Origin of the sequence: Luteimonas saliphila (assembly GCF_016774335.1) — a bacterium.
Lineage (GTDB): Bacteria > Pseudomonadota > Gammaproteobacteria > Xanthomonadales > Xanthomonadaceae > Luteimonas > Luteimonas saliphila.
In genome coordinates, this window is record NZ_JAETWA010000042.1 from 142,582 (window position 1) to 168,080 (window position 25,499).

The 25,499-nt window shown below is 70.6% G+C and carries 20 protein-coding genes; 10 read left to right on the top strand and 10 right to left on the bottom strand.

Translation table 11 applies throughout. The features are described from left to right. Nucleotides 1-25 precede the first annotated feature (25 nt). The 8 genes from JMO03_RS13265 to JMO03_RS13300 are packed head-to-tail and all read right to left on the bottom strand — an operon-like array spanning nt 26 to nt 8,579. Nucleotides 26-817 (bottom strand): queuosine precursor transporter, encoded by a 792-nt coding sequence (locus JMO03_RS13265; RefSeq protein ID WP_202844048.1) that lies wholly within the window; start codon nt 815-817, stop codon nt 26-28. 45 nt (nt 818-862) lie between these two features. Continuing rightward, the gene (locus JMO03_RS13270; protein ID WP_238346199.1) at nt 863-1,987 is read right to left on the bottom strand and encodes a zinc-dependent alcohol dehydrogenase family protein; all 1,125 of its coding nucleotides are present in this window, start codon (nt 1,985-1,987) and stop codon (nt 863-865) included. A 5-nt stretch (nt 1,988-1,992) separates the two neighbouring features. Then, the gene (locus JMO03_RS13275; protein ID WP_202844052.1) at nt 1,993-2,424 is read right to left on the bottom strand and encodes an acyl-CoA thioesterase; all 432 of its coding nucleotides are present in this window, start codon (nt 2,422-2,424) and stop codon (nt 1,993-1,995) included. Then, on the bottom strand, nt 2,421-3,818 hold the full coding sequence (locus JMO03_RS13280) for a hypothetical protein (protein WP_202844054.1): 1,398 nt from the start codon (nt 3,816-3,818) through the stop codon (nt 2,421-2,423). The genes JMO03_RS13275 and JMO03_RS13280 overlap by 4 nt, the downstream gene beginning before the upstream one ends. Then, nucleotides 3,815-5,458: a long-chain fatty acid--CoA ligase gene (locus tag JMO03_RS13285; RefSeq protein WP_202844056.1), complete on the bottom strand. Its 1,644-nt coding sequence runs from the start codon at nt 5,456-5,458 to the stop codon at nt 3,815-3,817. The genes JMO03_RS13280 and JMO03_RS13285 overlap by 4 nt, the downstream gene beginning before the upstream one ends. 33 nt (nt 5,459-5,491) lie before the next feature. Beyond that, a complete protein-coding gene (locus JMO03_RS13290) occupies nt 5,492-6,487 on the bottom strand; it encodes an NADPH:quinone oxidoreductase family protein (RefSeq protein ID WP_202844058.1) in 996 nt (331 codons plus the stop codon). Between the two features lie 21 nt (nt 6,488-6,508). Next, nucleotides 6,509-7,342: an IclR family transcriptional regulator gene (locus JMO03_RS13295; protein WP_202844059.1), complete on the bottom strand. Its 834-nt coding sequence runs from the start codon at nt 7,340-7,342 to the stop codon at nt 6,509-6,511. A gap of 1 nt (nt 7,343) precedes the next feature. After that, complete coding sequence (locus JMO03_RS13300) at nt 7,344-8,579, bottom strand: acyl-CoA dehydrogenase family protein (RefSeq protein ID WP_202844060.1); 1,236 nt, start codon at nt 8,577-8,579, stop codon at nt 7,344-7,346. A gap of 188 nt (nt 8,580-8,767) precedes the next feature. On the opposite strand from JMO03_RS13300, the gene JMO03_RS13305 reads away from it, so the two are divergent. The 10 genes from JMO03_RS13305 (at nt 8,768) to JMO03_RS13350 (ending at nt 22,519) form a co-directional block, all read left to right on the top strand. Then, the gene (locus tag JMO03_RS13305) at nt 8,768-9,508 is read left to right on the top strand and encodes a 2-phosphosulfolactate phosphatase (protein ID WP_202844061.1); all 741 of its coding nucleotides are present in this window, start codon (nt 8,768-8,770) and stop codon (nt 9,506-9,508) included. Then, a complete protein-coding gene (locus JMO03_RS13310; RefSeq protein ID WP_202844062.1) occupies nt 9,505-10,563 on the top strand; it encodes a phosphotransferase family protein in 1,059 nt (352 codons plus the stop codon). Before JMO03_RS13305 ends, JMO03_RS13310 begins: the two co-directional genes overlap by 4 nt. Nucleotides 10,564-10,618: 55 nt before the next feature. Continuing rightward, nucleotides 10,619-12,730: a 3-hydroxyacyl-CoA dehydrogenase NAD-binding domain-containing protein gene (locus JMO03_RS13315; protein ID WP_202844063.1), complete on the top strand. Its 2,112-nt coding sequence runs from the start codon at nt 10,619-10,621 to the stop codon at nt 12,728-12,730. 8 nt (nt 12,731-12,738) lie between these two features. Beyond that, nucleotides 12,739-13,917 carry an acetyl-CoA C-acyltransferase gene (locus JMO03_RS13320; protein WP_202844065.1) on the top strand — a complete coding sequence of 393 codons (1,179 nt, stop codon included), beginning with the start codon at nt 12,739-12,741 and terminating at the stop codon, nt 13,915-13,917. A 5-nt stretch (nt 13,918-13,922) separates the two neighbouring features. Next, nucleotides 13,923-15,752 (top strand): acyl-CoA dehydrogenase, encoded by a 1,830-nt coding sequence (locus tag JMO03_RS13325; RefSeq protein WP_202844067.1) that lies wholly within the window; start codon nt 13,923-13,925, stop codon nt 15,750-15,752. An 11-nt stretch (nt 15,753-15,763) separates the two neighbouring features. Further along, nucleotides 15,764-16,561 (top strand): SDR family oxidoreductase, encoded by a 798-nt coding sequence (locus tag JMO03_RS13330; protein ID WP_202844069.1) that lies wholly within the window; start codon nt 15,764-15,766, stop codon nt 16,559-16,561. Beyond that, entirely contained in the window at nt 16,558-17,520 is a 963-nt protein-coding gene (locus JMO03_RS13335) for an SDR family oxidoreductase (RefSeq protein ID WP_202844070.1), read from the top strand. Before JMO03_RS13330 ends, JMO03_RS13335 begins: the two co-directional genes overlap by 4 nt. Nucleotides 17,521-17,533: 13 nt before the next feature. Next, nucleotides 17,534-18,709, top strand: coding sequence for an acyl-CoA dehydrogenase family protein (locus JMO03_RS13340; RefSeq protein WP_202844072.1), 1,176 nt, complete (start codon nt 17,534-17,536; stop codon nt 18,707-18,709). Nucleotides 18,710-18,721: 12 nt separating this feature from the next. Then, a complete protein-coding gene (locus tag JMO03_RS13345; protein WP_202844079.1) occupies nt 18,722-19,840 on the top strand; it encodes an acyl-CoA dehydrogenase family protein in 1,119 nt (372 codons plus the stop codon). 114 nt (nt 19,841-19,954) lie between these two features. Continuing rightward, the gene (locus tag JMO03_RS13350) at nt 19,955-22,519 is read left to right on the top strand and encodes a TonB-dependent receptor (protein WP_238346161.1); all 2,565 of its coding nucleotides are present in this window, start codon (nt 19,955-19,957) and stop codon (nt 22,517-22,519) included. 131 nt (nt 22,520-22,650) lie between these two features. Here JMO03_RS13350 and JMO03_RS13355 read toward each other — a convergent pair whose 3' ends face one another. Then, nucleotides 22,651-23,340 carry a DUF502 domain-containing protein gene (locus JMO03_RS13355; RefSeq protein WP_202844081.1) on the bottom strand — a complete coding sequence of 230 codons (690 nt, stop codon included), beginning with the start codon at nt 23,338-23,340 and terminating at the stop codon, nt 22,651-22,653. A gap of 46 nt (nt 23,341-23,386) precedes the next feature. Continuing rightward, nucleotides 23,387-25,414, bottom strand: a complete 2,028-nt coding sequence (locus JMO03_RS13360) for a bifunctional serine/threonine-protein kinase/formylglycine-generating enzyme family protein (RefSeq protein WP_238346162.1) — start codon at nt 25,412-25,414, stop codon at nt 23,387-23,389. Nucleotides 25,415-25,499: the final 85 nt, after the last annotated feature.

The window sequence follows — 25,499 nt, forward strand, 5'->3', positions numbered from 1 at the left end:
GGGCAGGCCCGGCAACCGCCTCGGCTCAGTCCAGGGCGGCGCGCGCGCGCAGCGCCTGCGCCCGCGTCGGGCCGAGATATGCCGCGATCGCGCGCCGCATCACGTACAGCAGCGGAATCAACGCGATCGCCGCCACCATCTTCCACGCGTAGTTGACGCTGCTCACCGCGAGGAACAGCGAGGTCGGCCACTGCTGCGGGCCGAGCACGAAGGCGATCCAGATCACCACGAAGCTGTCGACCAGTTGCGAGACCGCGGTCGACCCGGTCGCGCGCAGCCACACCAGGCGCTCGCCGGTGGCGCGGCGGATGCGGTGGAACACCCTCACGTCGATCAGCTGGCCGATCAGGAACGCGACCACCGATCCGGCGATCGTCCACATGCCCTGGCCGAACACCGCCGCGAACGCGGCCTGGTAGTCCGGCACGCCCTGCGCCTGCGCAGCCGTCACCCACCAGGCCGCCGGCGCCAGCGCGATGGCGATGAACGCGAACACGAAACCGTACACGATCAGCGCGACGGCGATCCAGGAAATCAGCTTCACGCCACGGCGGCCGAAGTACTCGTTGACGACGTCGGTGAACACGAACACCACCGGCCACAGCAGGGTGCCGGCGGTGAAGCTCAACGAGCCGCTCTGCCCGAACAGGTTCCATTCCCGCGGCGCGACGCCCAGGGTGTCCTCGAGCGCGAAGATCTTGACCCCGATGAACTCGGCCAGCACCGCGTTGACGCAGAAGAACGCGGCGAGCGCGATGAACAGCCGCGTGGCGCGGTCGTCGAGCGGATGCGTCGGTGGCGCGGCGGGCGTCTCCATCCGTCTCAAGTGTAGCGGCCGGCGAACGCTGCGACGAAACAGCAGCTAGTCGAACAGCACCACCTGCCGGATCGCCTCGCCGCCCGCCAGCCGGTCGAAGCCCGCGTTGATCCCGTCCAGGGCCAGGGTGTGGGTCAGCAGCCGGTCCACAGGCAGGCGCCCGGCGCGGTACAGCGCGACATAGCGCGGGATGTCGCGCCGCGGCACGGCCGAACCCATGTACGAGCCTTTCACCGTGCGCTCCTCGGCGACCAGGCTCACCGCCGGCACGCTGAACATGCGGTCGGGCGCAGGCAGGCCGACGCTGATGGTGGTGCCGCCACGCCGGGTCGCGGCGTACGCGTTGGCCAGCACCTGCGCGTGGCCGGCAGTCTCGATGCTGTAGTCGGCGCCGCCGCCGGTGGCCTCGCGCACGCGTTCCGCGACATCGCCTTCGCGCGCGTCGATGCAGTGGCTGGCGCCGAGTTCGCGCGCCAGCGCCAGCTTCGTCTGCACCACGTCCACGGCGACCAGTGGCCATGCCGAGGACGCGGCCGCGCCCAGTAGCGCCGACAGGCCCACGCCGCCGAGCCCGAACACCGCGACGGACTCGCCAGGACGCACGCCGGCGGTGTTCACCACCGCGCCAACGCCGGTCATCACCGCGCAGCCGAACAGCGCCGCGATCTTCGGCGGCAGGTCGGCATCGATGCGCATCGCCGAATGCTCCGAGACCACCGCGTACTCGGCGAATCCGGAGACCCCGAGATGGTGGTGCAGCGGCGTGCCGCCAGCATCGTGCAGGCGCATCGCGCCGCCGAGCAGGGTCCCGCGCGCGTTCGCCGCGGCGCCCGGCTCGCACAGCACCGGGCGGCCGCAGGCACAGGGACCGCAATGCCCGCACATCGGCACGAACGAGAACACGACGTAATCGCCGACGCGCAGGGTCGATACGCCGTCGCCGGCTTCGACCACTTCGCCGGCCGCTTCGTGGCCCAGCAGCATCGGCATCGGCCGCGGGCGCGAGCCGTCGATGACCGACAGGTCGGAATGGCACAGGCCGGCGGCGCGCACCCGCACCCGCACTTCGCCCGGCCCGGGCGGCCGCGCGACGACGGTTTCGATCGCGAGCGGGCGCGAGTCGGCGTAGGGCGCCGGGGCGCCCATCGTCCGCAACACCGCCGCGCGCATCGTGGTCACGGTACAGGCTCCACCAGCAGCGCCTGCAGCGCGGCGCGGATGCGGTCGGGGATCGGCGTGCTGCGCCGACTCCGGCGGCCGACGAACACGTGCACGAACCACCCTTCCGCCGCCGGCCCGGGCTCGCCGGCGCGGAACAGGCCGATGCCGTAGCGCACGCTGCTGTTGCCGAGCTTCTCCACGCGCAGGCCGGCATCGACGCTGCCGGGAAAGGCGATCTCGCCCAGGAAGCGGCAATGCGACTCCGCGCACAGGCCGATCGCTTCGCCGTGGTGGATGTCGAGCCCGCCCTCGGCGATCAGCCAGGTGTTGATCACCGTGTCGAAGTAGCTGTAGTACTCGACGTTGTTGACGTGGCCGTAGACATCGTTGTCCTTCCAGCGGGTGGGGATGGCGAGGAAGTGGCGGTAGCCGTCGCGTGCGCTCATCGCGGTTCCTCGCCGGTCACGCGGGCTGGTGCCTCGGCCCGTGCGGGCGCCTTCGGTTCGCGGCCGACCAGCAGCCACCAGGCGGCGACCGCCAGCGCCAGCGCGATCCACGGATCGAAGAGGGACAGGGCCACGCCCCCCAGAACCGCGCAGCCGCGCTCGGCGTTGGTCCGCGGGATCGCCATGCCGATGTAGGCGCAGGCGAAGCCGGTGGTGACCAGGGTGATCGCCAGGGCCACGCCCATCAGCGGCTGCAGGCCGGTCAGCAGCGGCAGCAGGAAATAGATCAGCGGCAGGCCCATCAGGTAGTAGGACACGAGCCCGCTGTGCAGGTCGCGCATCGCGCCCGGGCCCTCGCGCCAGCGCGACGTGACCACCACGTGCACGCCCGCCCACAGCGAGCCCTGGGTGGGGAAGAACGGCACCACCAGCGCCGAACCGAAGTTGCGCAGCGCCAGCGCCAGGTGCGAACGCCGCGGATCGATCCGGATCGGATCGTCGGTGCGCGACGGCTGGGCGTCGCGCAGCACCGCGTCGCCGGTCACCCAGTCGCCGAACTGGATCACGTAGGTCAGCAGCACCAGCGGCACCACGTCGAGGAACATCGACAATGGCGGCCAGCCGATCGAGAACGGCGACATCTTCGCCACCGCATCGCCCACCGGCGGCCACAGCCAGCCCCATTCGATCTGGTAGTTCACTTCGCCGACCAGGGGGCCGACGATCGCCGCGGCGAGGAATCCCGGCAGCAGGCCCAGTGCGGTCACGCGCCGCAGCCAGGCGTGGCGCGCCTGCAGCCGGTGCACCGGCGCCGAGAACACCAGCGCCAGGCACAGCGCGCAGGCCAGCAGGATCGAAATCGGCTGCTGGTGCAGGAAGCGCGGGGCATCGGTGACGAACACCTGGCGGAATGCCGCCAGCGCCGAACCGATCAGGATCGTCGCCCGCAGCGTCGGCGGCAGCCAGGCCATCAGCCGGGGCCCGGCCCGGGTGACGCCGAGCGCGAACACCAGCAGCGCGTAGGAGATCGACAGCGCGGCCATGGCCTGGAAGCGCAGGTCGGGCGTGTCGTAGCGCGCCAGCACGAATGCCAGCACCAGCGGGAGGGCAGGCGTGGTCCAGCCCGGCGCGTAGGGGTCGCCGAAGACCCACAGCGCGATCACCAGGAAGGTGCTGATCAGCAGCGAGGTGGCGATGCCCTCCTCGAAGCTCATGCCGAAATAGCCGGTGAGGATCGGCACCAGCGCCAGCCCCGTCGCGGTGGCGACCAGGATGCCCTGCAGCAGTTCCGGCCAGCACGGCCGGGTATGCAGGAACGGCAGCCGGAACGTGAACGGCCCCCAGCGCCAGCCGCCGTTCTCGACTACCGGCGGGTCGCCGCGCGAAGCGCTCACGACGCGCGCCCGTCTTCGGCTTCCTGCAGCGCGCGCCACTGCACCTTGCCGGTGGCGCTGCGCGGCAGGGCGGTGCGGAACTCGATCGCGTGCGGCACCTTGTACGCGGCCATGTGCCCGCGCGCCCATTCGATGATGTCGGCTTCGCTGGCATCGTGGCCATCGCGCAGTACGACGACCGCCTTGGCGCTTTCGCCGCGGTGCGGGTCGCGGGTGCCGATGACGCAGGCCTCCTGCACCGCCGGATGCCCGTACAGCAGCGCTTCGACTTCGGCCGGCCAGATCTTGAAACCCGAGGCGTTGATCATGCGCTTGAGCCGGTCGACCATGAAGAAGTAGCCCTCCTCGTCGACATAGGCGAGGTCGCCGGTGCGCAGGAAACGCTTGCCGTCGATCTCGACGAACGTCTCCCGGTCGTCGCCCGGGCGGCCGTGGTAGCCGAGCATCACCTGCGGTCCGCAGGTGACGATTTCGCCGACTTCGCCCGGCGGCAGGTCCTCCAGCGTCTGCGGATCGACCACCCGCGCGTCGGTGTCGAAGATCGGCAGGCCCAGGCACTGCGGCTTCGGCCGGTGCACCGGGTTGAGGTGGGTCGGCGCCATGGTTTCCGACAGGCCGTAGCCTTCCACGTAGTCCAGCCCCCACAGCTCGCGGATGCGTTCGGCGACCGCTTTCGGCATCGCCGCGCCGCCGCCGGTGAGCAGGTGCATCGAGGACAGGTCATGGCCCGACAGGTCCTGGGCGAGGAAATCCATCAGCATGGTCGGGATCGCGGTCCACGCGCCGGCGCGGTGGCGTTCGATCAGCATCGCCGCGCAGCGCCGGTCCCAGCGGGTCATCACCACGATGGTGTTGCCGCGGTAGACCGGTGTGTTGACGCCGTTCTGCAGCCCGGTGACGTGGAACATCGGCAGGCTGGCCAGGACCACGATGTCCTTGGGCGCGAAGCACCATTCCGGACCGGCGACCGTGGTGTGCATCACGCTGCGGTGGGTGTGCAGGCAACCCTTCGGATGGCCGGTGGTGCCGGAGGTGTAGGGCATCATCGCGAGGTCGTCGGGGCCGGCGAGGTGCGCGCAGGGAACCAGGTCTTCGGCCAGCGCGTCGGCCCAGGCGACGGCGCCGTCGATAACGGCGCGTGGCAGCGCCACCACCTCGGGCAGCGGCAGGTCGGTGCCGGCGTCGATGTAGTCCGAGTAGTTGGCGACGACGACATGGTCGAGCAGCTCGCCCTTCAGCGGCAGCAGCTCGGGCGCGAGTTCCTGCGCGACCAGCGCGGTCCGCGCGCCGCTGTCGCGCACGATGTGCCGCACTTCCTCCAGCCGGTTCATGCTGTTGACCGGCACCATCACCGCGTCCGCGCGCAGGATGGCATACAGCGCGACCACGAACTGCGGGCAGTTCTGCATGAACAGCGCGACGCGGTCGCCACGCGCCACACCGCAGCGCTGCTGCAGGAAGCCGGCGAGCGCGGTCGCCTGGACATCGAGCTGCGCGTAGGTCAGTTCCCCGCCGTAGTAGAGGGTGGCGGGACGCGACGGGTAGCGACGCGCACTGATCGCGAGGTTCTCGTACAGCGAGGTCTGCGGCAGTTCCAGGTGGCGGGGCAGGCCGGGCGGCCAGTGCGGCGAAGGCTTCATCGGGCTTGGCTCCTGTGTCGTCGTGTCGGCGGCTCAGTCGGGCTGCTGCGGCACGATCACCAGCTTGCCGACGGCTTCGCGTCCGAGCAGGGCCTCGAGCGCGGCTGGCGCCTGCGACAGCGGATAGCGCCGCGAGATCAGTGGCCGCAGCGCGCCTTCGCGCAACCAGGCCAGCAGCTGGCGGGTGTTGACGGCATTGGCCTCGGGTTCGCGGCGCACGAACTCGCCCCAGAACACGCCGACCAGCGCGCTGCCCTTGAGCAGCAGCAGGTTGGCCGGCAGCTTCGGGATGCCGCCTGCGGCGAAGCCCACGACCAGGTAGCGCCCGCGCCAGCCGACACTGCGCAATGCCGCTTCGGCGATGTCGCCGCCGACCGGGTCGTAGACGATGTCGACGCCGCGACCGCCGGTGAGGGCCTTGAGCCGGTCGCGGAAATCCTCCGCGGTGTAGTCGACCGCTTCGTCCGCGCCACGCGACAGCGCCGCTTCGCGCTTGGCCTCGCTCGAGGCCGCCGCGATCACGCGCAGGCCCATGCGCTTGCCCAGTTCGACCGCGGCCAGGCCGACGCCGCCACCGGCGCCGAGCACCAGCAGGGTCTCGCCGGGCCTGGCTTCGGCGCGATCCTTCAACGCGTGCCAGGACGTGCCGTAGGTCAGCAGGAAGCTGCCGGCGAGTTCCAGTTCGGCGTCGCCGGTATCGCCGGGCAGTGCAACGACATGCCCGGCCTCGGCGATCACCTCCTCGGCATAGGCGCCGAAGGCGGCGCTGCCCACCACCTTGTCGCCGACCGCGGGCGAGGCAACGTCTTCGCCGACCGCGGTCACGGTGCCGGAGAACTCGGCGCCGGGCGCGAACGGGAACTCCGGCCGGAACTGGTACTTGCCCGCGACCATCAGCGCGTCGGGGAAGTTGACCGCGGCCACGCGCACGCGTACTCGCACCTGGCCGGGACCCGGTTCGGGCAGCGGCATGTCCCTGAGCTGCAGCGAATCGGGCGTGCCCCAGGCTTCGCAGACGACGGCTTTCATTGCGGTGGATCCCCCCTGGTGTCAGAAGCGGCCTTCGGTGGCCTCGTAGACGCGGTTGCGCAGCGCCACCAGCTTCGGACCGAAGTCCTGCACCAGCTTCTCGCGCGTCATCACCGAGACGCGGCCGCTGATGTTGAAAGCGAAGTGGCGGGTGCGGTCGGCCGAGACCATCGGCACGCCGACCGCGAACACGTCCGGATTCCAGTCGCCCAGCGAGAACACGAAACCGTAGGTCTCGTAGTCCTGGCGCGCGCGCTCGATGCCGGCGCGGATCTTCGGCCAGGCCTCGGCGCTGCTGGTGCGCGCCAGTTCGGCCAGGCGCTGTTCGAAGATCTCGCGCGGTCGCGCGGCGAGGTCGGCGCGGCCGAGCGCGGTGGTGCCGTGCGGCACGCGCGCGCCCTTTTCCAGACGCAGGTTGAAGGTCTCGTCGCCCTGGCAGACCGCCAGCAGCAGCATGCGCAGGCCCTCGGGCACCGCCAGCATGACCGCGGCCTGGGTGTAGTCGGCCAGTTCCTGCATCAGCGGCAGGGCGGTGTCGACCACGTCGTGGCCGGCCATGTAGGCGTGGCCGAGGCCGAGCACGGCGGGACCGAGCGCGTACTTCTCCAGGGTGGGCGAGTACTCGAGGTAGCCGAGCGCCGCCAGCGTCTGGGTGAGCCGCGACACGGTCGCCTTGGGCAGCCTGGTGCGCCGGGCGATGTCCTGGTTGCCCAGGTAGCGGTTGTCCGGCGTGCCGCGCGTGCGCTCGAAGCAGCGCAGGATCGAGAACGCCCGCACCACCGAGTTCACCAGCTGCGGGTTGCGGCCGTCGGCGTCGGTGCTCAGCGTGTGGATCTCGCGCCTGGGGTTGCCCATCTCAGCGGTCTCCCTGTGTCGTGGCGTACTTCTTCAGCTCGATCCGCGCGATCGCCTCGCGGTGCACTTCGTCCGGGCCGTCGGCCATGCGCAGGGTGCGCGTGTGCGCCCACGCCTTGGCCAGGAAGGTGTCCTGGCTGACGCCGGCCGCGCCGTGCGCCTGCACCGCCCAGTCGAGCACCTGCTCGGCGGCCTGCGGGGCGATCACCTTGATCATCGCGATCTCGGCGCGCGCGGCCTTGTTGCCCACGGTGTCCATCATCCGCGCGGCCTTCATCACCATCAGCCGCGCCTGGTCGAGCAGGCAGCGGGACTGGGCGATGCGTTCGCGCCAGACCGAGTACTCGGACACCGCGCGCCCGAACGCCTGGCGCGAGGCGAGGCGCCGGCACATCGCCTCCAGCGCGCGTTCGCCCGCGCCGATCGCGCGCATGCAGTGGTGGATGCGGCCCGGGCCGAGCCGCCCCTGCGCGATCTCGAAGCCGCGGCCCTCGCCCAGCAGCATGTTCGACGCCGGCACCCGCACGTTGTCCAGCGCCACTTGCATGTGGCCGTGCGGCGCGTCGTCGTAGCCGTACACGTCCATCGCGCGCTCGACGCGGATGCCCGGGGCATCGGCGGGGACGAGGATCATCGAGTGGCGCTGAAGCCTGTCCGCGTCGGGGTCGGTGATGCCCATGACGATGTAGACCGCGCAGCGCGGATCGCCGGCGCCGGACGCGTACCACTTGCGGCCGTCGACCACGTAAGCGTCGCCGTCGCGGCGGATCGTGCATTCGAGGTTGGTGGCATCGGAGGACGCCACCGCCGGCTCGGTCATCAGGAACGCCGAGCGCATGCGGCCGTCGAGCAGCGGGTCGAGCCAGCGGGCCTGTTGCTCCTCGTCGCCGTAGCGGGCCAGGACCTCCATGTTGCCGGTGTCCGGTGCGCTGCAGTTGAACACCTCGGGCGACCAGTGCACGCGGCCCATCAGCTCGCACAGCGGAGCGTAGTCGAGGTTTGAAAGGCCCTGCGGCGCACGCGGAGATCCCGGCAGGAACAGGTTCCACAGCCCCTGCGCACGGGCCTGTGCCTTCAGCCTTTCGATCAGGGGGCTGGCCTGCCAGGGATCGCCGGCGGCGCGCGCGCGGGCTTCTTCCGCGGCGTGCTCGGCTTCGCAGGGCCAGACCTGCTGCTGCAGGAAGTCCAGCAGTCGCTGGTGCAGGGCCTGGGCGTGAAGCGAGGGGGTAAGATCCATAAAGTTCCGTATAACGAAACGTAGTTCCATCAATTGGAAGATCCTACTTCCGCCTGGGCCACGAGTGCAAGCGTTTGAAAATCAGGAGATATCTTGTGCATCGCAGCATACATTCCGCTTGCAGGGTCTTCAGTGGCAGGCTAGATTATTCCGAAATGCAGAATTAAGTTCCATATTACGGAATTAAAGTGACGAATGCGACCCCGCCACGACCGCCCAGCCTGCACCTGCTCGTGCGGCGCGAGGACATCGATCCCGAACGCCTGGGCGGGCGCGTAGTCGTGGTGATCGACGTGCTGTTCGCCACTTCGACCATCGTCCGCGCGCTGGGCGCCGGGCTGGCCGCCATCTATCCCGCCAGCGACGACGACGACGCCCGCCAGGCCGCACGGCGGCGGCCGGATGCGGTCGTGGCGGGCGAATACCTTGCGCGCACTCTGCCGGACCACGCCCCGCCCACGCCACTGGCGCTGGCGGCACGGCTGCACGAGGGTGGCGAACTGGTGTACTTCACGACCAACGGCACCCGCGCCATCGCCGCCTGCCGCGCCGCCGCCGCCGTGTACGCGGGCGCGCTGACCAACGCCGCCGCGCTCGCGCGCCACATCGCGCGCGAACACCCGGGCATGCCGGTGCTGCTGGTCTGCGCGGGATCGATGGGGCGCTTCTGCGTCGAGGATTTCGTCGGCGCCGGCCATCTTGCGCGCGCGCTGCGCCGCTGCGCCGAGTACGCTCCCACCGATGCCGCGCTCGGCGCCGAGTTCGCCAGCCTGGGCGTCGAACCTGGCGCCGCGCTGGCCGGCTCGCGCGTCGGCCGCATGCTCGCCCGCGCGGGCCTGGGCGAGGAGATCGCGCATGCCGCGGACTGCGACAGCTGCGAGGTGGTGCCGGTGCTGCGCGACGGCGTGCTGGTGAGGGCGGCGGCATGAGCGGCCCCTCGCCATTTCCTGCGGTCGAGGCGAACGGGGCGCGGCTCCAGGCCTGGCTGCAGGCACGGCTGGAAGGCTTCGGCGGCGGATTGCAGGTCGACCGGCTCCACGGCGGTCGCTCCAATCCCGGATGGCGCCTGCGCACCGCCGAACGCGACTGCGTGCTGCGCGCGCGTCCCGGCCCGCGCGATCGGCTGCTGCCGTCCGCGCACGCGATCGAGCGTGAGTTCCGCGTGCAGCAGGCGCTGGCCGGCAGCGGCGTGCCGGTTCCGGCGGTGCACGTACTGTGCGAGGACGAATCGATCATCGGCGCGGGCTTCTACGTCATGGATTTCGCCGACGGCGAGATCTTCCGCGAGCAGGCGATGCCCGGCCAGTCGCGCAATGGTCGCGCCGCGCGCTACGACGCGATGAACACCGCGATCGCGACCCTGCACGGGCTCGACGTGGATGCGCTCGGCCTGCGCGACTACGGTCGCGGCGGGCAGTACTTCGCCCGCCAGATCGACCGCTGGACGCGCCAGTACGCGGCCAGTCGCGACGGCACGATCGAGGCGATGGATCGCCTGATAGCGTGGCTGTCGGCGCACGTGCCGCACGAGGACGACGAACCGGTGGCGCTGGTCCATGGCGACTTCCGCCTCGACAACCTGGTGTTCGCCAAGGGCGAGCCCCGCGTGCTCGCGGTGCTCGACTGGGAGTTGTCCACGCTCGGCCATCCGCTGGCCGACTTCGCCTACCACGTGATGAGTTGGCACATCACGCCAGGTTTCCTCACCGGGCTCGGCGGGCTGGACCTCGATGCGCTGGGCATCCCCGACGAGCGCGCCTACGTCCAGGCCTACGAGCGCCGCACCGGGCGCGATGCCGGCGCGCACTGGGATTTCTGCCTGGCCTACAACCTGTTCCGGCTGGCCGCGATCCTGCAGGGCGTCGGCGCGCGCGCGCGCGCCGGCATGGCTACCGATCCGGATGCGCCGCGTTTCGCGGCGCAGGTGCCGATGCTGGCCGAACTCGGCTGGCGTTTCGCGCAGCGCGCGCAGGGCGATGCGTGAACGCGATGCGCACCCCGATTCCCGACGTTTTCCCCTACGGCAAGGCGCAGTCACCATGGCGGTAACCAGAACTTCGCGCGACGGCATCGCCGTCGTCACCTTCGACAACCCGCCGGTCAACGGCCTCGGCCTCGACATACGCCGCGGCCTGGCCGAAGCGCTGGCCGCGGCCAATGCCGACGACGCGATCCAGGGCATCGTCATCACCGGCGGCGGCCGGGTGTTTTCCGGTGGCGCGGACATCAAGGAATTCAACACGCCGCGGGCGACGCAGGCACCGAACCTGCACGACCTGATCGCGGCGGTGGAAGCCAGCATCAAGCCGGTTTGCATCGCCATCAACGGCACCGCGCTCGGCGGCGGACTGGAACTCGCGCTCGGCGCCAACTACCGCGTCGCCAACGCGAAGGCCGAAGTCGGCCTGCCGGAGGTGAAGATCGGCATCCTGCCCGGTGCCGGCGGCACCCAGCGGCTGCCGCGCGCGGTCGGGCTGGAGGCAGCGCTGAACATGATCGTGTCCGGCGCCTCCGTGCCGGCGGCGCAACTGGCCGGCACCGACCTGTTCGACCGCGTGGTGGAGGGCGACGTGGTCGATGCCGCGGTCGAACTTCTGGTGCAGAAGATCGCCGCGGGCGGCCCGCACCCGCGCGTGCGCGACCGCAAGGTGGAGCACGACGACGCACAGGGCTTCCTCGCCTGGGCACGCATGGGCGTGGCCGCGGCATCGAAGCACTTCCCGGCGCCGCTGCGCTGCGTGGACGCGGTGGCGGCGTCGCTGAAACCGTTCGACGAAGGCATGGCCGTCGAGCGCGAAGGCTTCACCGTGCTGGTCGAATCGCCGGAATCCCGCGCGCTGCGCCATGCGTTCTTCGGCGAGCGCGCCGCGGGCAAGATCGACGACATCGGCGCGGACGTGCGGCCACGCAGCAACGACAGGGTCGGCATCGTCGGTGCGGGCACCATGGGCGGCGGCATCGCCATGAACTTCCTCAACGCAGGCATCCCGGTGGCGCTGGTGGAAACCACGCAGCAAGCGCTGGATCGCGGCGTGGCGACCATCGGCCGCAACTACGAGAACAGCGCCAAGAAAGGCAAGCTGACCGCCGAGCAGGTGGCGCAGCGCATGGGGCTGCTGACGCCTTCGCTGGACTACGCCGTGCTTGCCGATGCCGACCTGGTGATCGAGGCGGTGTACGAGGACTACGCAGTCAAGCAATCGGTGTTCGGCAAGATCGACGCCGTGGCCAGGCCTGGCGCGATCCTCGCCACCAACACCTCGACGCTGGACGTGGACCGGATCGCGACGTTCACCTCGCGCCCGCAGGACGTGTTGGGCCTTCACTTCTTCAGTCCGGCCAACGTGATGCGCCTGCTGGAGGTGGTGCGCGGCGCGCAGACCGCGAAGGACGTGATGGCGACCGCGATGGCGATGGCCAAGCGGATCCGCAAGACCGCGGTGGTGTCCGGCGTCTGCGACGGCTTCATCGGCAACCGCATGATCGAGCAGTACTCGCGCCAGGCCGGATTCCTGCTGGACGAAGGCGCGCTGCCGCAGCAGGTCGACCGGGCGATGGAAGCGTTCGGCTTCGCGATGGGTCCGTTCCGCATGGGCGACCTCGCAGGCAACGACATCGGCTGGGCGATCCGCAAGCGCCGCTACATCGAACGACCCGACATGGTCTACGCGCGCAACGCCGACCTGCTGTGCGAAATGGGCCGCTACGGCCAGAAGACCGGCAAGGGCTGGTACGACTACGTGCCGGGCGACCGCACGCCGCATCCTTCGGCCGAGGTCGAGGCGATGATCGTCGCGCAATCGCGGGCGCAGGGCATCGAGCGTCGCGAGATCGGCGACGACGAGATCGTCGAACGGCTGGTGTACGCCCTGGTCAACGAAGGCGCACGCATCCTAGAGGAAGGCATCGCCGCGCGCGCCTCGGACATCGACATCGTCTACCTGTCCGGTTACGGCTTCCCGGTGTGGCGCGGCGGGCCGATGTTCCATGCCGACCAGGTCGGCCTCTACAACGTGCTGGCGGCGATGCGCCGCTACGCGCGCGGCCATCGCGGCGACGCCTGGGAGCCGGCGCCGCTGCTGCTCGAACTGGCCGGCTCCGGCCGCGCCTTCAACGATCCGCCCGCGCGCCCGCGCGCCGTCGCCGCATGAGGTCCGCAGTGAAAGAAGCCGTCATCGTCTCCACCGCGCGCACCGGACTGGCCAAGAGCTGGAGGGGCGCACTGAACCTGAGCCACGGCGCCACCGTCGGCGGTCACGTGGTGCGACACGCGGTCGAACGCGCCGCGATCGAGCCGGCCGAGGTCGAGGACGTGATCATGGGCTGCGCCTGGCCCGAGGGCGCGACCGGCAGCAACATCGCGCGCCAGGTCGCGATCCGCGCCGGACTGCCGGCGAGCGTGCCGGGCGCCACCGTCAACCGCTTCTGCGCCTCGGGACTGCAGGCCATCGCCCAGACCGCGCAGCGCATCGTCGCCGGCGAGGGCGAGGTGTTCGTCGCCGGTGGCGTGGAGTGCATCTCCACCGTGCAGAACACGATCAACCAGCACATGCTCGAAGACACGTGGATGCAGCGGCACTACCCGGCGATCTACATGCCGATGCTGCACACCGCCGAGAACGTGGCCAGGCGCTACGGCATCGACCGCGAGCGCCAGGACCGCTACGGCGTGGAGAGCCAGGTGCGCGCCGCCGCCGCGCAGGCCGCCGGTCGCTTCGACGACGAGATCGTGCCGATCACCGTGCGCATGGCCGTGGCCGACCCGGTCACCCGGGCGATGGGCACGCGCGAAGTCACGCTGTCGGCCGACGAGGGCATCCGCGCCGACACGAACTACGAAGGCGTGTCGAAGATCCGCACCGCGGTGCCGGGCGGTGTGATCTCGGCGGGAAATGCCAGCCAGTTTTCCGATGGCGCATCGGCCTGCGTGCTGATGTCCGCGGACGCGGCGCAACGCAGGGGCCTGCACCCGCTGGGCGCGTTCCGCGACTTTGCGGTCGCCGGCTGCGAGGCCGACGAGATGGGTATCGGCCCCGTGCACGCCGTGCCGAAGTTGCTGAAGAACGCCGGCCTCGGCGTCGACGACATCGGCCTGTGGGAACTCAACGAGGCGTTCGCGGTGCAGGTGCTGTATTGCATGGACAAGCTCGGCATTCCGCACGACCGGCTCAACGTCGACGGCGGCGCGATCGCGGTCGGCCATCCCTACGGCGTCAGCGGTGCGCGGCTGGTCGGCCATGCGCTGATCGAAGGCAAGCGCCGCGGAGTGAAGCACGTGGTCGTCACCATGTGCGTCGGCGGCGGGCAGGGCGCGGCCGGGCTGTTCGAGGTCCTCTGACGGCAATGACCGGCCTGCTCATCTCGCGCGAAGACCTGCGCTTCCAGTTGTACGACTGGCTGGGCGTGGAGGCGCTGTTGCAGGCGCCGCGCTTCGCGGCGCATTCGCGCGAGGTGTTCGATGCGGTGATCGACAGTTGCGAGCGGCTGGCTGCGGACGTGTTCGCGCCTTGCAACCAGGCGGCGGACCGGCAGGAGCCGCAGTTCGACGGCGAGCGCGTCGCGGTGTTGCCGCAGGTAGCGCAGGCCGTGCGCGCCTTCGCCGACAGCGGCCTGCTGGCCGCGACCCAGGATGATGCGGTCGGCGGCATGCAGTTGCCGGTGGTGATCGAGAAGGCGGCGCTGGCCGGGTTGTACGCGGCCAACATCGGTGCCTGTGCGTATCCCGCGCTGACCATCGGCAACGCCTCGCTGTTGCTCGCGCACGGATCGCCCGCGCAGATCGAGGCGTTCGCGTTGCCGCAACTTCGCGGCGAATGGACCGGCACCATGTGCCTGTCCGAACCGCAGGCGGGATCGTCGCTGTCCGACATCACCACGCGCGCCGAATTCGAATGCGAATCGCAGCTGGGGCCGCAGTACCGGCTGGCCGGTCGCAAGATGTGGATCTCCGGTGGCGAGCACGAGATCCTCGGCAACATCGTTCACCTCGTGCTGGCCAAGGTGCCGGATACGGACGGCAAGCTGCCGCCGGGCACCAAGGGCATTTCACTGTTCATCGTGCCGCGTTCGCTCCCCGGCGCGGACGGTGGTGCGGGCGAACGCAACGACGTCAGCCTCGCCGGACTCAACCACAAGCTGGGTTACCGGGCGGCGGTCAACTGCGCGCTCAACTTCGGCGAAGGTCGCTTCACGCCGGGTGGCCGTGCGGGCGCGATCGGCTACCTGGTCGGCAGGCCGGGCGACGGACTGGCCTGCATGTTCCACCTGATGGACGAGGCGCGGATCGGCGTCGGCCTCGGGGCGGCGGCGCTGGGATACACCGCGTGGCTGCACGCGCTCGACTACGCGCGCAACCGCCCGCAGGGACGCCTGCCGGGGCCGGCCGGCAAGGATCCCACGCAACCGCAGGTGCCCCTGGTCGCGCACGCGGACGTGCGCCGGATGCTGCTGGCGCAGAAGTGCTATGCCGAAGGCGGGCTCGGGCTGGTGCTGTACTGCGCGAAGCTGGTGGACGAGGCGCGCATCGCGCGCGAGGCCGGCGACGCCGCGATGGCGGTCGAACGTGGACGGCTGCTGGACATCCTGACCCCGATCGCGAAGAGCTGGCCGTCCCAGTGGTGCCTGGCCGGCAACGACCTCGCCATCCAGGTCCACGGCGGCTACGGCTACACGCGCGACTACAAGCTCGAGCAGTTCTGGCGCGACAACCGTCTCAACGCCATCCACGAAGGCGCGCACGGCATCCAGGGCATCGACCTGCTCGGACGCAAGGTGGCGATGGATGGCGGTGCCGCGTTCGACGCCTACAGCGCCCTGCTGGAATCGGATATCGCGCGTGGCCTCGACTCGCGCCATGCCGACTGGGCCGAGGCGCTCGCGACGCGACTGGCGCGCCTGCGCGAGGTCACCGCGCAACTGCTTGCCGTGCCCGATCCGGTCGCGCGGCTGGCGAACGCGACGCCCTACCTGGAAGCCTTCGGCCACGTCACCGTGGCCTGGGTCTGGCTGGGGCAGGCGCTGGCGCTGGGCACGCACGACGACGACTTCGCGCAGGGCAAGCGACAGGCTGCGCGCTGGTTCATGCAGTGGGAACTGCCGCGCGTGGATGCGTGGCTCGACCGCCTGGCCGACAACGACGACACCGCGCTGGCGATGCGCGACGCATGGTTCTGAAGGAGCACGACATGAACGACGACACCGCGCGACCCGGACGCAGGCTGTTCGACCTCGACGGTCGCGTGGCCCTGATCACCGGCGGCTCGCGTGGCCTCGGCCTGCAGATCGCCGAAGCCCTGGGCGACTACGGCGCCACGGTTGCGATCTCCGCGCGCAAGCAGCATGAACTCGACGCCGCGCTCGCCCACCTGCGCGGGCGCGGCATCCGCGCCGAGGCGTTCGCTGCCGACGTCGGCAAGCCCGAGTCGGTGTCGCAGCTCGTCGCCGCCGTGCTCGATGCGTTCGGCCAGATCGACATCCTGGTCAACAATGCCGGCGCGAGCTGGGGCGCGGATGCTGCCGACTATCCGCTCGAAGCCTGGGACAAGGTGTTCGACCTCAACGTGCGCGGGCTGTTCCTGCTCACCCAGCAGGTCGCGAAACGCTCGATGCTGCCGCGCGGCAGCGGTCGCATCATCAACATCGCCTCCATCGCCGGCCTGCGCGGCAATGCCGGCGGCGCGCTCCGGACCATTGCCTACAACGCCTCCAAGGGTGCTGTCGTGAACCTCACGCGCGCGCTCGCGGCGGAGTGGGGCGGGCAGGGGATCATCGTGAACGCGATCGCGCCGGGGTTCTTTCCCTCGAAGATGAGCCAGGGCGTGATCGACGCGCTCGGCGAGGAGGCGTTGATGGGCAACGCGCCGCTGCGCCGGCTGGGCGGCGACGAGGACCTCAAGGGTGCCGCGCTGCTGTTCGCCTCCGATGCCGGCGCGCACATCACCGGCCAGGTCCTCGCGGTCGACGGCGGATATACCGCGGTATGAGCACCGGCTCGTCGAACATCGGCGCGTCGAAGCCGGGCGCGTTGCGCACGGACCCGCTGGGCATGGGCGACCTGCGCGGCAAGGTCGCGGTGATCACCGGCGCCGGTTCGGGATTCGGACGCGAGTTCGCGCGCTATGCCGCGCGCGAGGGCATGGCGCTGGTGCTGGTCGACGTGGAGGCCGATGCCCTGGGCACCACCGTCGCCGAGCTGGAAGCCATCGGCGCGCCGTTGATGCACCGCCGTCTGGACGTGACCGACGGCGAGGCCATGCACGCGCTGGCGCACGACGCCTGGGCGCGCTACGGCGCGGTGCACCTGCTGTTCAACAACGCCGGCGTGGGTTGCACCGGCCTGGTGTGGGAAGCCAGCGTCGCGGACTGGGAATGGGTGCTGGGCGTGAACCTGTGGGGCGCGATCCACGGCCTGCGCGCGTTCGTGCCGCGCATGCTGGCAGAGGGCCATGAGGACGCCAGCTATCGCGCGCACATCGTCAACACGGCTTCGATGGCGGGCCTGGTCGATCCGCCGCTTACCGGCCCCTACAACGTCGCCAAGCACGCGGTGGTCTCGCTGTCGGAAACACTGCACCAGGACCTGTCGCTGGTGACCGACCGGATCGGTTGTTCGGTGCTGTGCCCGTCGTGGGTCGGCACCGGGATCGCTGCGTCCGACCGCAACCGCGTGGCCGCGGCAGGGGCGCAGACGCGGGGCGCGGCAGTCGGACGCGCGCTGGTGGAGAAGGCCGTGGCCTCGGCACGGCTCACGGCCGCCGAGGTCGCGCGCATGACCTTCGACGCCATCGGCGAGCGCCGCTTCTGGATCCTCCCCCATCCGCAGGCGCTCGACGGCGTGCGCGCGCGCAACGAAGCGCTGCTCGCCGGGCAGGCGCCGCCCGATCCCTACGCCGCGCTGCCGCAACTGCGCGGCCAGCTGGTGGACGCGCTGCGCGCGCCCTGAGCCCGGAGACCCCATGGACCTGAACTTCAGCCCCGAAGAGATCGCGTTCCGCGACGAGGTACGCGCGTTCCTCGCCGCGCACCTGCCCGAAGACATCCGCGATCGCGTCCGCCGCGGCGACGAGCGCCATGTCTCCGACGACCTGCGCCGGTGGCAGCGGATCCTGCACGCGCACGGCTGGGGTGCGGCGATGTGGCCCGTCGAGCACGGCGGCACCGGCTGGGACAAGACCCGCCAGTACCTGTTCGAGATCGAATGCGCCGCCGCCGATGCGCCGATCCAGCTGCCGTTCGGCCTGAAGATGGTCGCGCCGGTGATCATGCGCTACGGCTCGCAGGCGCAGAAGGACCGCTTCCTGCCGCGGATCCTCGACGGCAGCGACTGGTGGTGCCAGGGCTATTCCGAGCCGGGCAGCGGCTCCGACCTGGCCTCGCTCAAGACCCGCGCCGAGCGCGACGGCGACCACTACGTGGTCTACGGCCAGAAGGCCTGGAACACTCTGGGCCAGCATGCGGACTGGATCTTCTGCCTGGTGCGCACCGACCCGGCCGCCAAGCCGCAGCGCGGGATCAGCTTCCTGCTGATCGACATGAAGACACCGGGCATCCGCCTGCAGCCGACGAAACTGCTCGATGGCGGCTTCGAGGTCAACGAGGTGTTCTTCGACGACGTGCGCGTGCCGGTGGAAAATCTCGTCGGCGAGGAGAACGCCGGCTGGACCTACGCCAAGTTCCTGCTCGGCCACGAGCGCACCAACATCGCCGGCATCGGCGCCAGCCGCCGCGAACTGGCGCGGCTGCGGCGCATGGGCCGCGAATTCCGCCGACATGGTGCGCCGCTGATCGACGATCCGCTGTTCGCCACCCGCATCGCGCAGGTGGCACTCGAACTCGAGGCGCTGGAGGTCACCAACCTGCGCGTGATCTTCGCAGAGGCGCGGCAGCAGGCGCCGGGACCGGAAGCGTCGATGCTCAAGATCCGCGGCACCGAGATCCTGCAGCGGATCAGCGAACTGCAGGTCGAGGCGCTGGGCGCCAGGGCGCTGGCATACGAGGAAGACGTGGATGGCGACGGCGAGGACGTGCCACGCGCAGCGGCCCAGTACATGAACCTGCGCAAGCTCAGCATCTACGGCGGGTCCAACGAGATCCAGCGCAACATCATCGCGCAGACCATCCTCAAACTCTGACGGCCACGACGCATGGATTTCGCCTTCACCGAAGAACAGCAGATGCTGCAGGACTCGATCCGACGCTACCTGGAATCGGGTTACGGACTGGAACACCGCGCGCGGATCGTCGCCGGCGACGAGGGCTGGTCGCCGCGGACCTGGGCCGAACTCGCCGAACTCGGCCTGCTGGCGCTCGATATCGACGAGGACGACGGCGGCATCGGCGCGGGACCGGTCGGCACGATGCTGGTCTCGCAGGCGACCGGAGCGGGACTGCTGGTCGAACCGTTCCATTCCAGCGCGGTGCTGGCCACGCGCGTGGTGTCGTTGCTGGCGCAGGGCGAACGTCGCGCGCAATTGCTCGATGCGCTGGCTTCGGGCGAGGCGATCGCGGTGCTCGCGCACGAGGAAGGCGATGGCTGGGACGCGCCGCTGGAGACCACGGCGGTTTCCGAAGGCGATGGCTGGCGCCTGCGCGGCCGCAAGGCCTGCGTCTACCACGCGCCGATGGCGCGCTGGCTGCTGGTCACCGCGCGCTGCGCCGACGGCGTGGGCGTGTTCGCGGTGGAGTGCGGGGCCGATGGCGTCGACCTGCGCGCCGTGCGCACCCTCGATGGCCAGCGCGCCGCCGACATCGCGCTCGATGTGCTACTGCCGACCGATGCGCGGTTGGGCGCAGGCGATGCCGCTGCTGCGCTGGGACAGGCGCTGGACCGCGGCATCGCCGCGCTGTGCGCCGACGCGCTCGGCGTGCTCGACCGGATCCTCGTCGCGACCGTGCGGTACGCCCGCGAGCGCGTCCAGTTCGGCAGCCCGATCGGGCGCTTCCAGGCGCTGCAACACCGCATGGCCGACATGTACATGCAGGTCGAACAGGCGCGGTCGATGACCTACCTCGCCACCTCGGCCTGCCTGCAGGACGATCCGGACGCGCGGCGCGCAGCGATCTCCGCGGCCAAGGTGATCGTCAGCCAGGCCGCGCGCCGGGTCGGTCAGGAAGCGGTCCAGCTGCACGGCGGGATGGGCATGACCGACGAGCTCGACGTCAGTCACTGCTTCAGGCGGCTGCTCGCCTTCGAGCTGCGCATGGGGACCATCGACGAACATCTGCGGCGCTACCGGGAGACGGTGCAGGCGGACGGTGCGTAGCAACGAAGGACGATCGCGACACGAGACAAGGACACACAACAGGGATCCGGGGGCCGCGGCGATACCGCGGCCGACACGGCTCCTCCATCAGGGGTACTACGGGAGGGTAGATCCATGAACCGCAACACGATGCACCACGACATGCTGGCCTGGGCGGTCGCGCTCGCACTGGGAAGCGTGGCCGCGAACGCCCACGCGGCCGGAAGCCCGCAGGCGGAGACGGACCCGCAATCGCAGCCGCAGGCGCAACCTGCACGCGACGAGGTGCCGACCACGCTCGACGCACTGATCGTCACCGCACAGAAGCGCGAGGAAGCGCTGCAGGACGTGCCCATCACCATGAGCGTGCTGCCCGAGCAGCTCCTGCAGGACGCCGGCGCGCGCGACATCAAGGAGATGCAGACCCTGGTCTCGGGCCTGAGCGTCAGCAGCACCAGTTCCGAAAGCCAGACCACGGTGCGCATCCGCGGCGTCGGCACGGTCGGCGACAACCCGGGGCTGGAGTCCTCGGTCGGCGTGGTGATCGACGGCGTGTACCGCCCGCGCAACGGCGTCGGCTTCGGCGACCTCGGCCCGGTGGAGCGCATCGAGGTGCTCAAGGGACCGCAGGGCACGGTATTCGGCAAGAACACCTCGGCCGGCCTGATCAACATCATCACCCGCAGCCCCGGGTTCAACCAGGGCGCGGAAGCCGAGGTGACCGTGGGCAATTACGGCGCGATCGGCGTGGCCGCCGGCTACAACGACGCCTTCAGCGACACCGTCGCCTTCAGCGTACATGCGGTCAAGCGCGTGCGCGATGGCTTCATGGATGTAGAGACCGGCGCCGGACCGCGCACCAGCCGCGAGGACGGCGACCAGAACTTCCACTCGCTGCGCGGCCAGTTGCTGTTCGAACCGAACGACGACCTGCGCATCCGCCTGATCGCCGATTACGCCAACCGCGAGGAGGAATGCTGCGCGGCGGTGACCACCACCCGCGGCCCGACGGCCGCGATCGTCAACGCGCTGGTCGGCGGCAATGCGGTGATCCCGGTGCCCGATCCGGACCGGCGCCTGGCCTACGGCAACGACATCACCCGCCAGTCGGTCGAGGACAAGGGCGTGTCGGCGCAGGTCGACTGGGACATGCCCTGGCTGGGCAATGCGACCCTGACCTCGATCACCGCCGCGCGCGAATGGAAGAACATCGGCGCCCAGGACCTGGACTTCACCACCGCGCCGATCTGGACGAGGTTCTACGGCGAGGGCGAGAACGATGTCGGCTTCGAGACCTTCAGCCAGGAACTGCGCCTGACCGGCTCCGGCGAAAGGATCGACTGGATGGCGGGCGTGTTCTACGCCGACGAGGACCTGGTGCGCAACGACAGCATCACCATGGGTCCGGCCTACGAGCCCTACCTGTCGATCGCGCTCCTGAGCAACATCGCCGCTTCGTTCCCGCCGGGACTGGTCGATACCAGCAATCCCGCGCTGTTCCTGTCGCAGGCGGCGGGACGTCCCTACGGCACCACCTTCGTCGGCCCCGGCAGCCACGACCATTTCGAGCAGAACGCGCGCAGCACGGCGCTGTTCACCAACAACGTCTGGCATGCCAGCGACGCGCTCGATGTCACCTTCGGCGCGCGCTACACCCGGGAGCGCAAGCAGCTGGCCTCGACCTACGCCAATCCGAACGGCGGCGTCGGTTGCCTCAACGGACTCACCAACCCGGCTCAGGTCGGCGCGGCGCTGGGTGCGCGTGGCGTGCCCGGTCCCTACATCGCCGCGCTGGTGCCGACGGTGATCGGCTACATGTGCCTGCCGTGGAGCAACGTGCAGCACCACGGCCGGCGGACCCGGCAGGAGCGCGAGGAGGAGGAATGGTCCGGCGCGCTGCGCGCCTCGTACCGCTGGAACGACAGCCTGATGACCTACGCCTCGGCGGCGCGCGGCTACAAGGCCGGCGGCTTCAACCTCGACCGCGTGCAGTCGGCGAACGGGCTGTCGTCGGGCGCGGCGGGCATCACCCCGGTGGACGACACCTCTTTCCCGGGCGAGTTCGTCGACAGCTACGAGATCGGCGCCAAGTCCACGCTGGCCGGCGGCAATCTGCTGTTCAACGCCGCGCTGTTCCACCAGACCTTCAGCGACTTCCAGCTCAACAGCTTCATCGGCACCAGCTACGTGGTGCGCTCGATCCCGGAACTGCGCAGCCGCGGCCTCGACCTCGACCTGATGTGGCGGACGCCGGTCGACGGACTCTCGCTGCAGGGCGGCGCGACCTACCTGCGGGCGAGGTTCGGCGACGACCTCCTGCCCGACGCCGACCTGGCGCTGCTGCCGGGCGCCACCCCCGGCTTCATGCCGCGCTGGCAGGCCAACGCATCGGCCACCTGGGAATGGGACATCGCCGAGCGCATGCTGGGCCGCGCCTACCTCGGCGCGCGCTACACCGCCGACCACAACACCGGTTCCGACCTCGACCCGCAGAAGTTCCAGCAGGCCTACACCCTGGTCGATGCGCGACTGGTGCTGGGTGCGCGCGACCGGCGCTGGTCGGTGGAACTGTGGGGACGCAATCTCACCGACGAGACCTACAGCCAGGTCGGTTTCGATGCGCCGATCCAGACCGGTTCCTGGAACGCCTTCCTCGGCGCGCCGCGCACCTACGGCGTGACGCTGCGGTTGATGTACTGAACGGGGAGGGGCGCGTGCGTCCGCCGGGAGAGGGCGGCCGCATAGCGTCCACTGGCGCGCGAAGCGCGTCGGGCGCGGTATCGGTGGCGCGCGGGGCTCCGCGCGATGCGCGTTCGCGGCGTTCGCGGATCTCAGGTGCCCGTGGCCGTACCCCGATCGCGTCCCGGCGGCTCGAACGGAATCGTCTCCGGCGCCACCGCGCCGCCGCTGATGATGAAGCTCATCGCCTGGTCGACGGTCCAGTCGGTGGGCGTGAGCTTCTCCACCGGCACGATCTCGAGATAGCCGGAGGTCGGGTTGGGCGTGGTCGGCACGTAGACCGCGGCGAGCTCGCGACCCGTGCCCTGCTCGCGGATCACGCGGGTGACGAAGCCGACCGACTTCATCTGGTCGTGCGGGAAATCGATCAGCACCACGCGCTGGGTGCCGTCGGGCTTGGTCTGCAGGATGTCGAGCAGCTTGCGCGCACTGGAGTAGATCACGTTCGCCAGCGGGATGCGCTGCACGAGGGCCTCCACCCAGCCCAGCAGGCGCTGGCCGACCACGCGCCGCGCCAGCCAGCCGACCGCGAGGATCAGAAACAGCGTCGCCACCATCGCGATCGTGGCCTGCACCGAATCGGCGTTGATCCATCCCAGCGCGCTCGGGAACCAGGCCGCGATCTGGTGCGACAGCGGGCCGACCCAGTGCCGGCTCATGTCCGACAGCAGCACGAAGACGAACTTGACCACCACCCAGGTCAGCCAGATCGGCAGCAGGGTCAGCAATCCGGTGAGGAACAGGCGCTGCAGGCGCTGCGCCAGCGAAGGGGGCGATGACATGCGCCGATCTTACCGGCTGGCGAGCCGCTCGCCGTCCCGAGCTTCGCTAGAGCTCGCGCACCAGGCGGAAGCCGACGTCGTCGTAGCCGCGGTCGGGGTCGAGCGTGCGCGACGCGCTGTCGGTGCGCCAGCTGGCACCGGCGACGGTGCGCCGCGAGCAGTTGGCCGTACAGTCCGCGCGCCACTCGGACACGATGCGCGCGCCGCCGGCAGCCGCCAGGCTGGCCGCCTCGGCGGTGGTCGGCAGGCGGTAGCGGTAACCGTCGCGCTGCCCGAGCCACTGCGCGTAGGCCTCGGCGTCCTTCCACGACACGCAGACCACGGGATCGCCGCCGCCCTGTTCGAACCCGGGGGTGGTCCAGTCGCGGCGGTCCAGCACGCGCAGCAGCGAGATGCGTTCGCGGCACAGCGCCGGTTCGCGCCCGGTGACCTCGGCGAAGCGCGCGTAGCCGGCGCGGCTGACCGGACTGACGAACGCCGCCAGCGGACGCGTGGCGCCGTCCAGCACCACCATCCCGTCGAGATTGCCGGGGTCGCGGCCCTGCAGGTCGGGGATGCGTTCGGCCTGCGCACGCAACTGCTGCACGGTCGCATCCGGCAGGCCGGCCACGCGCGCGTGCTCGACCAGGCGCAATGCATCGGTGCGATTGACGCGGCGCGAGGCGATCGCGATCCGCGCGCGCAGCGCCTTGTCCACGCGCGCCCGGTGGTTGGCGCGCGCGCTGGCGGACGGCGACGCGGCTTCCTGCACGCGCGCAGCCGCCTGCAGCAGGTGGGTGGCCTCGGCATCCCGACCCGCGACGATCGCCCCGGTCGCGGATTCGCCCAGCGCATCGAGCAGGGCGGTGGAAGCGACGGCCAGCTGCGGGTGCCCGGCTTCCGCCCGCACGGCTTCGAGCAGGCTGTCGAGTGCGCTCTCGCCGTTGGGGGTCGCGAGCCGGCCGGTACGCATCCGTTCGCGCGCACGTTCGATCGCCTGGTCCGCGACCGACAGCGGCGCGGCGCCGTGCATCGTCGCGGCGCCGCCGTCGGCGATCCCGCCGTTTCCGGGCGCCATCGCCGCGGCGGAGACGGAGGACGCGTCCGTCGGCGAACTCGCCGACGAGGCGGGTGCGGCCTCACCGTCGGCGACGTCCTCCGCCAGGTGCCGCCATGGCATCCCCAGGCCGATGGCGGCGGCGCAGACCAGGCCCACCGCCACCCATGCGGGCTTCGGCAAGCGCTGCAGGCGCGCGGCAGCGCCGTAGGCGAAGTCCTGCAGCCGTGCGCCATGGCTGCCTCCGGAGAGCGGGACGCGTTCGAGCGCCGCGAGCATCTGCGTGGCATCCGGGAATCGCTTGCGCGGCGACTTGGCGAGCGCGCGGTCCATGAAGGACTGCCACTGGCGCAGGCCCGGCGGCAGCTTCGGCAGCGGACTCTGCGCGTGCTGGATCGCCATCGCCAGCGCGTCGTCGGCCTTGTAGGGCAGCTCGCCGGTCAGCATTTCCCAGGCCAGTACGCCGACGCTGTAGAGGTCGGCGCGATGGTCGACCTGCTGCCCGCGCGCCTGTTCCGGCGCCATGTACGCGGTGCTGCCGACGGCCAGGCCGGTCATCGTCACCCGGGTGCCATGGCCGCGGCGCAGGGCGATGCCGAAGTCGGCGAGCAGCGGCCGGTCGGCCTCGTCGAACAGCACGTTCTCGGCCTTGACGTCGCGGTGGATCACGCCGCGCGCATGGGCGAACGCGAGCGCGGACAGCAGCGCGCGCAGGATCTCGCGCACCCGCTGCGGATCGCCGGTGAGCCTGCGCTGGCCGACATGCCCGCGCGGCAGGTGCGGCATGGCGTACCAAGGCAGGCCGTCGGCGGTGCGGCCGACCTCGTGGATGCCGACGATGTGCGGATGCTCGAGCCGGGCGATCGTGCGCGCCTCGTTCTCGAAGCGGCGACGGCTGACTTCGTCGGCCAGCGCCTCGGGCAGCATCACCTTGATCGCGACCTCGCGCCCCAGCGACAGCTGGGTGCCCAGGTACACCGTCGACATCCCGCCCGTGCCGACCACGCGCGAAACGCGGTAACCGGCGATCTCCGGCAACGGTCGGTGTGCGTCCTGTGTCGGCCAACCCGTCATGCAGCCCCCTGTCCAACGCCGCCGAGCATACACAGCCCGGGCTGCGCGC

What these genes read in the sequence shown, in the direction of transcription:
- JMO03_RS13290 (WP_202844058.1), bottom strand. Translation starts at nt 6,487, where the DNA reads ATGAAAGCCGTCGTCTGCGAAGCCTGGGGCACGCCCGATTCGCTGCAG.
- JMO03_RS13265 (WP_202844048.1), bottom strand. Translation starts at nt 817, where the DNA reads ATGGAGACGCCCGCCGCGCCACCGACGCATCCGCTCGACGACCGCGCC.
- JMO03_RS13330 (WP_202844069.1), top strand. Translation starts at nt 15,764, where the DNA reads ATGAACGACGACACCGCGCGACCCGGACGCAGGCTGTTCGACCTCGAC.
- JMO03_RS13315 (WP_202844063.1), top strand. Translation starts at nt 10,619, where the DNA reads ATGGCGGTAACCAGAACTTCGCGCGACGGCATCGCCGTCGTCACCTTC.
- JMO03_RS13345 (WP_202844079.1), top strand. Translation starts at nt 18,722, where the DNA reads ATGGATTTCGCCTTCACCGAAGAACAGCAGATGCTGCAGGACTCGATC.
- JMO03_RS13310 (WP_202844062.1), top strand. Translation starts at nt 9,505, where the DNA reads ATGAGCGGCCCCTCGCCATTTCCTGCGGTCGAGGCGAACGGGGCGCGG.
- JMO03_RS13295 (WP_202844059.1), bottom strand. Translation starts at nt 7,342, where the DNA reads ATGGGCAACCCCAGGCGCGAGATCCACACGCTGAGCACCGACGCCGAC.
- JMO03_RS13340 (WP_202844072.1), top strand. Translation starts at nt 17,534, where the DNA reads ATGGACCTGAACTTCAGCCCCGAAGAGATCGCGTTCCGCGACGAGGTA.
- JMO03_RS13275 (WP_202844052.1), bottom strand. Translation starts at nt 2,424, where the DNA reads ATGAGCGCACGCGACGGCTACCGCCACTTCCTCGCCATCCCCACCCGC.
- JMO03_RS13325 (WP_202844067.1), top strand. Translation starts at nt 13,923, where the DNA reads ATGACCGGCCTGCTCATCTCGCGCGAAGACCTGCGCTTCCAGTTGTAC.
- JMO03_RS13350 (WP_238346161.1), top strand. Translation starts at nt 19,955, where the DNA reads ATGAACCGCAACACGATGCACCACGACATGCTGGCCTGGGCGGTCGCG.
- JMO03_RS13285 (WP_202844056.1), bottom strand. Translation starts at nt 5,458, where the DNA reads ATGAAGCCTTCGCCGCACTGGCCGCCCGGCCTGCCCCGCCACCTGGAA.
- JMO03_RS13300 (WP_202844060.1), bottom strand. Translation starts at nt 8,579, where the DNA reads ATGGATCTTACCCCCTCGCTTCACGCCCAGGCCCTGCACCAGCGACTG.
- JMO03_RS13270 (WP_238346199.1), bottom strand. Translation starts at nt 1,987, where the DNA reads ATGCGCGCGGCGGTGTTGCGGACGATGGGCGCCCCGGCGCCCTACGCC.
- JMO03_RS13335 (WP_202844070.1), top strand. Translation starts at nt 16,558, where the DNA reads ATGAGCACCGGCTCGTCGAACATCGGCGCGTCGAAGCCGGGCGCGTTG.
- JMO03_RS13355 (WP_202844081.1), bottom strand. Translation starts at nt 23,340, where the DNA reads ATGTCATCGCCCCCTTCGCTGGCGCAGCGCCTGCAGCGCCTGTTCCTC.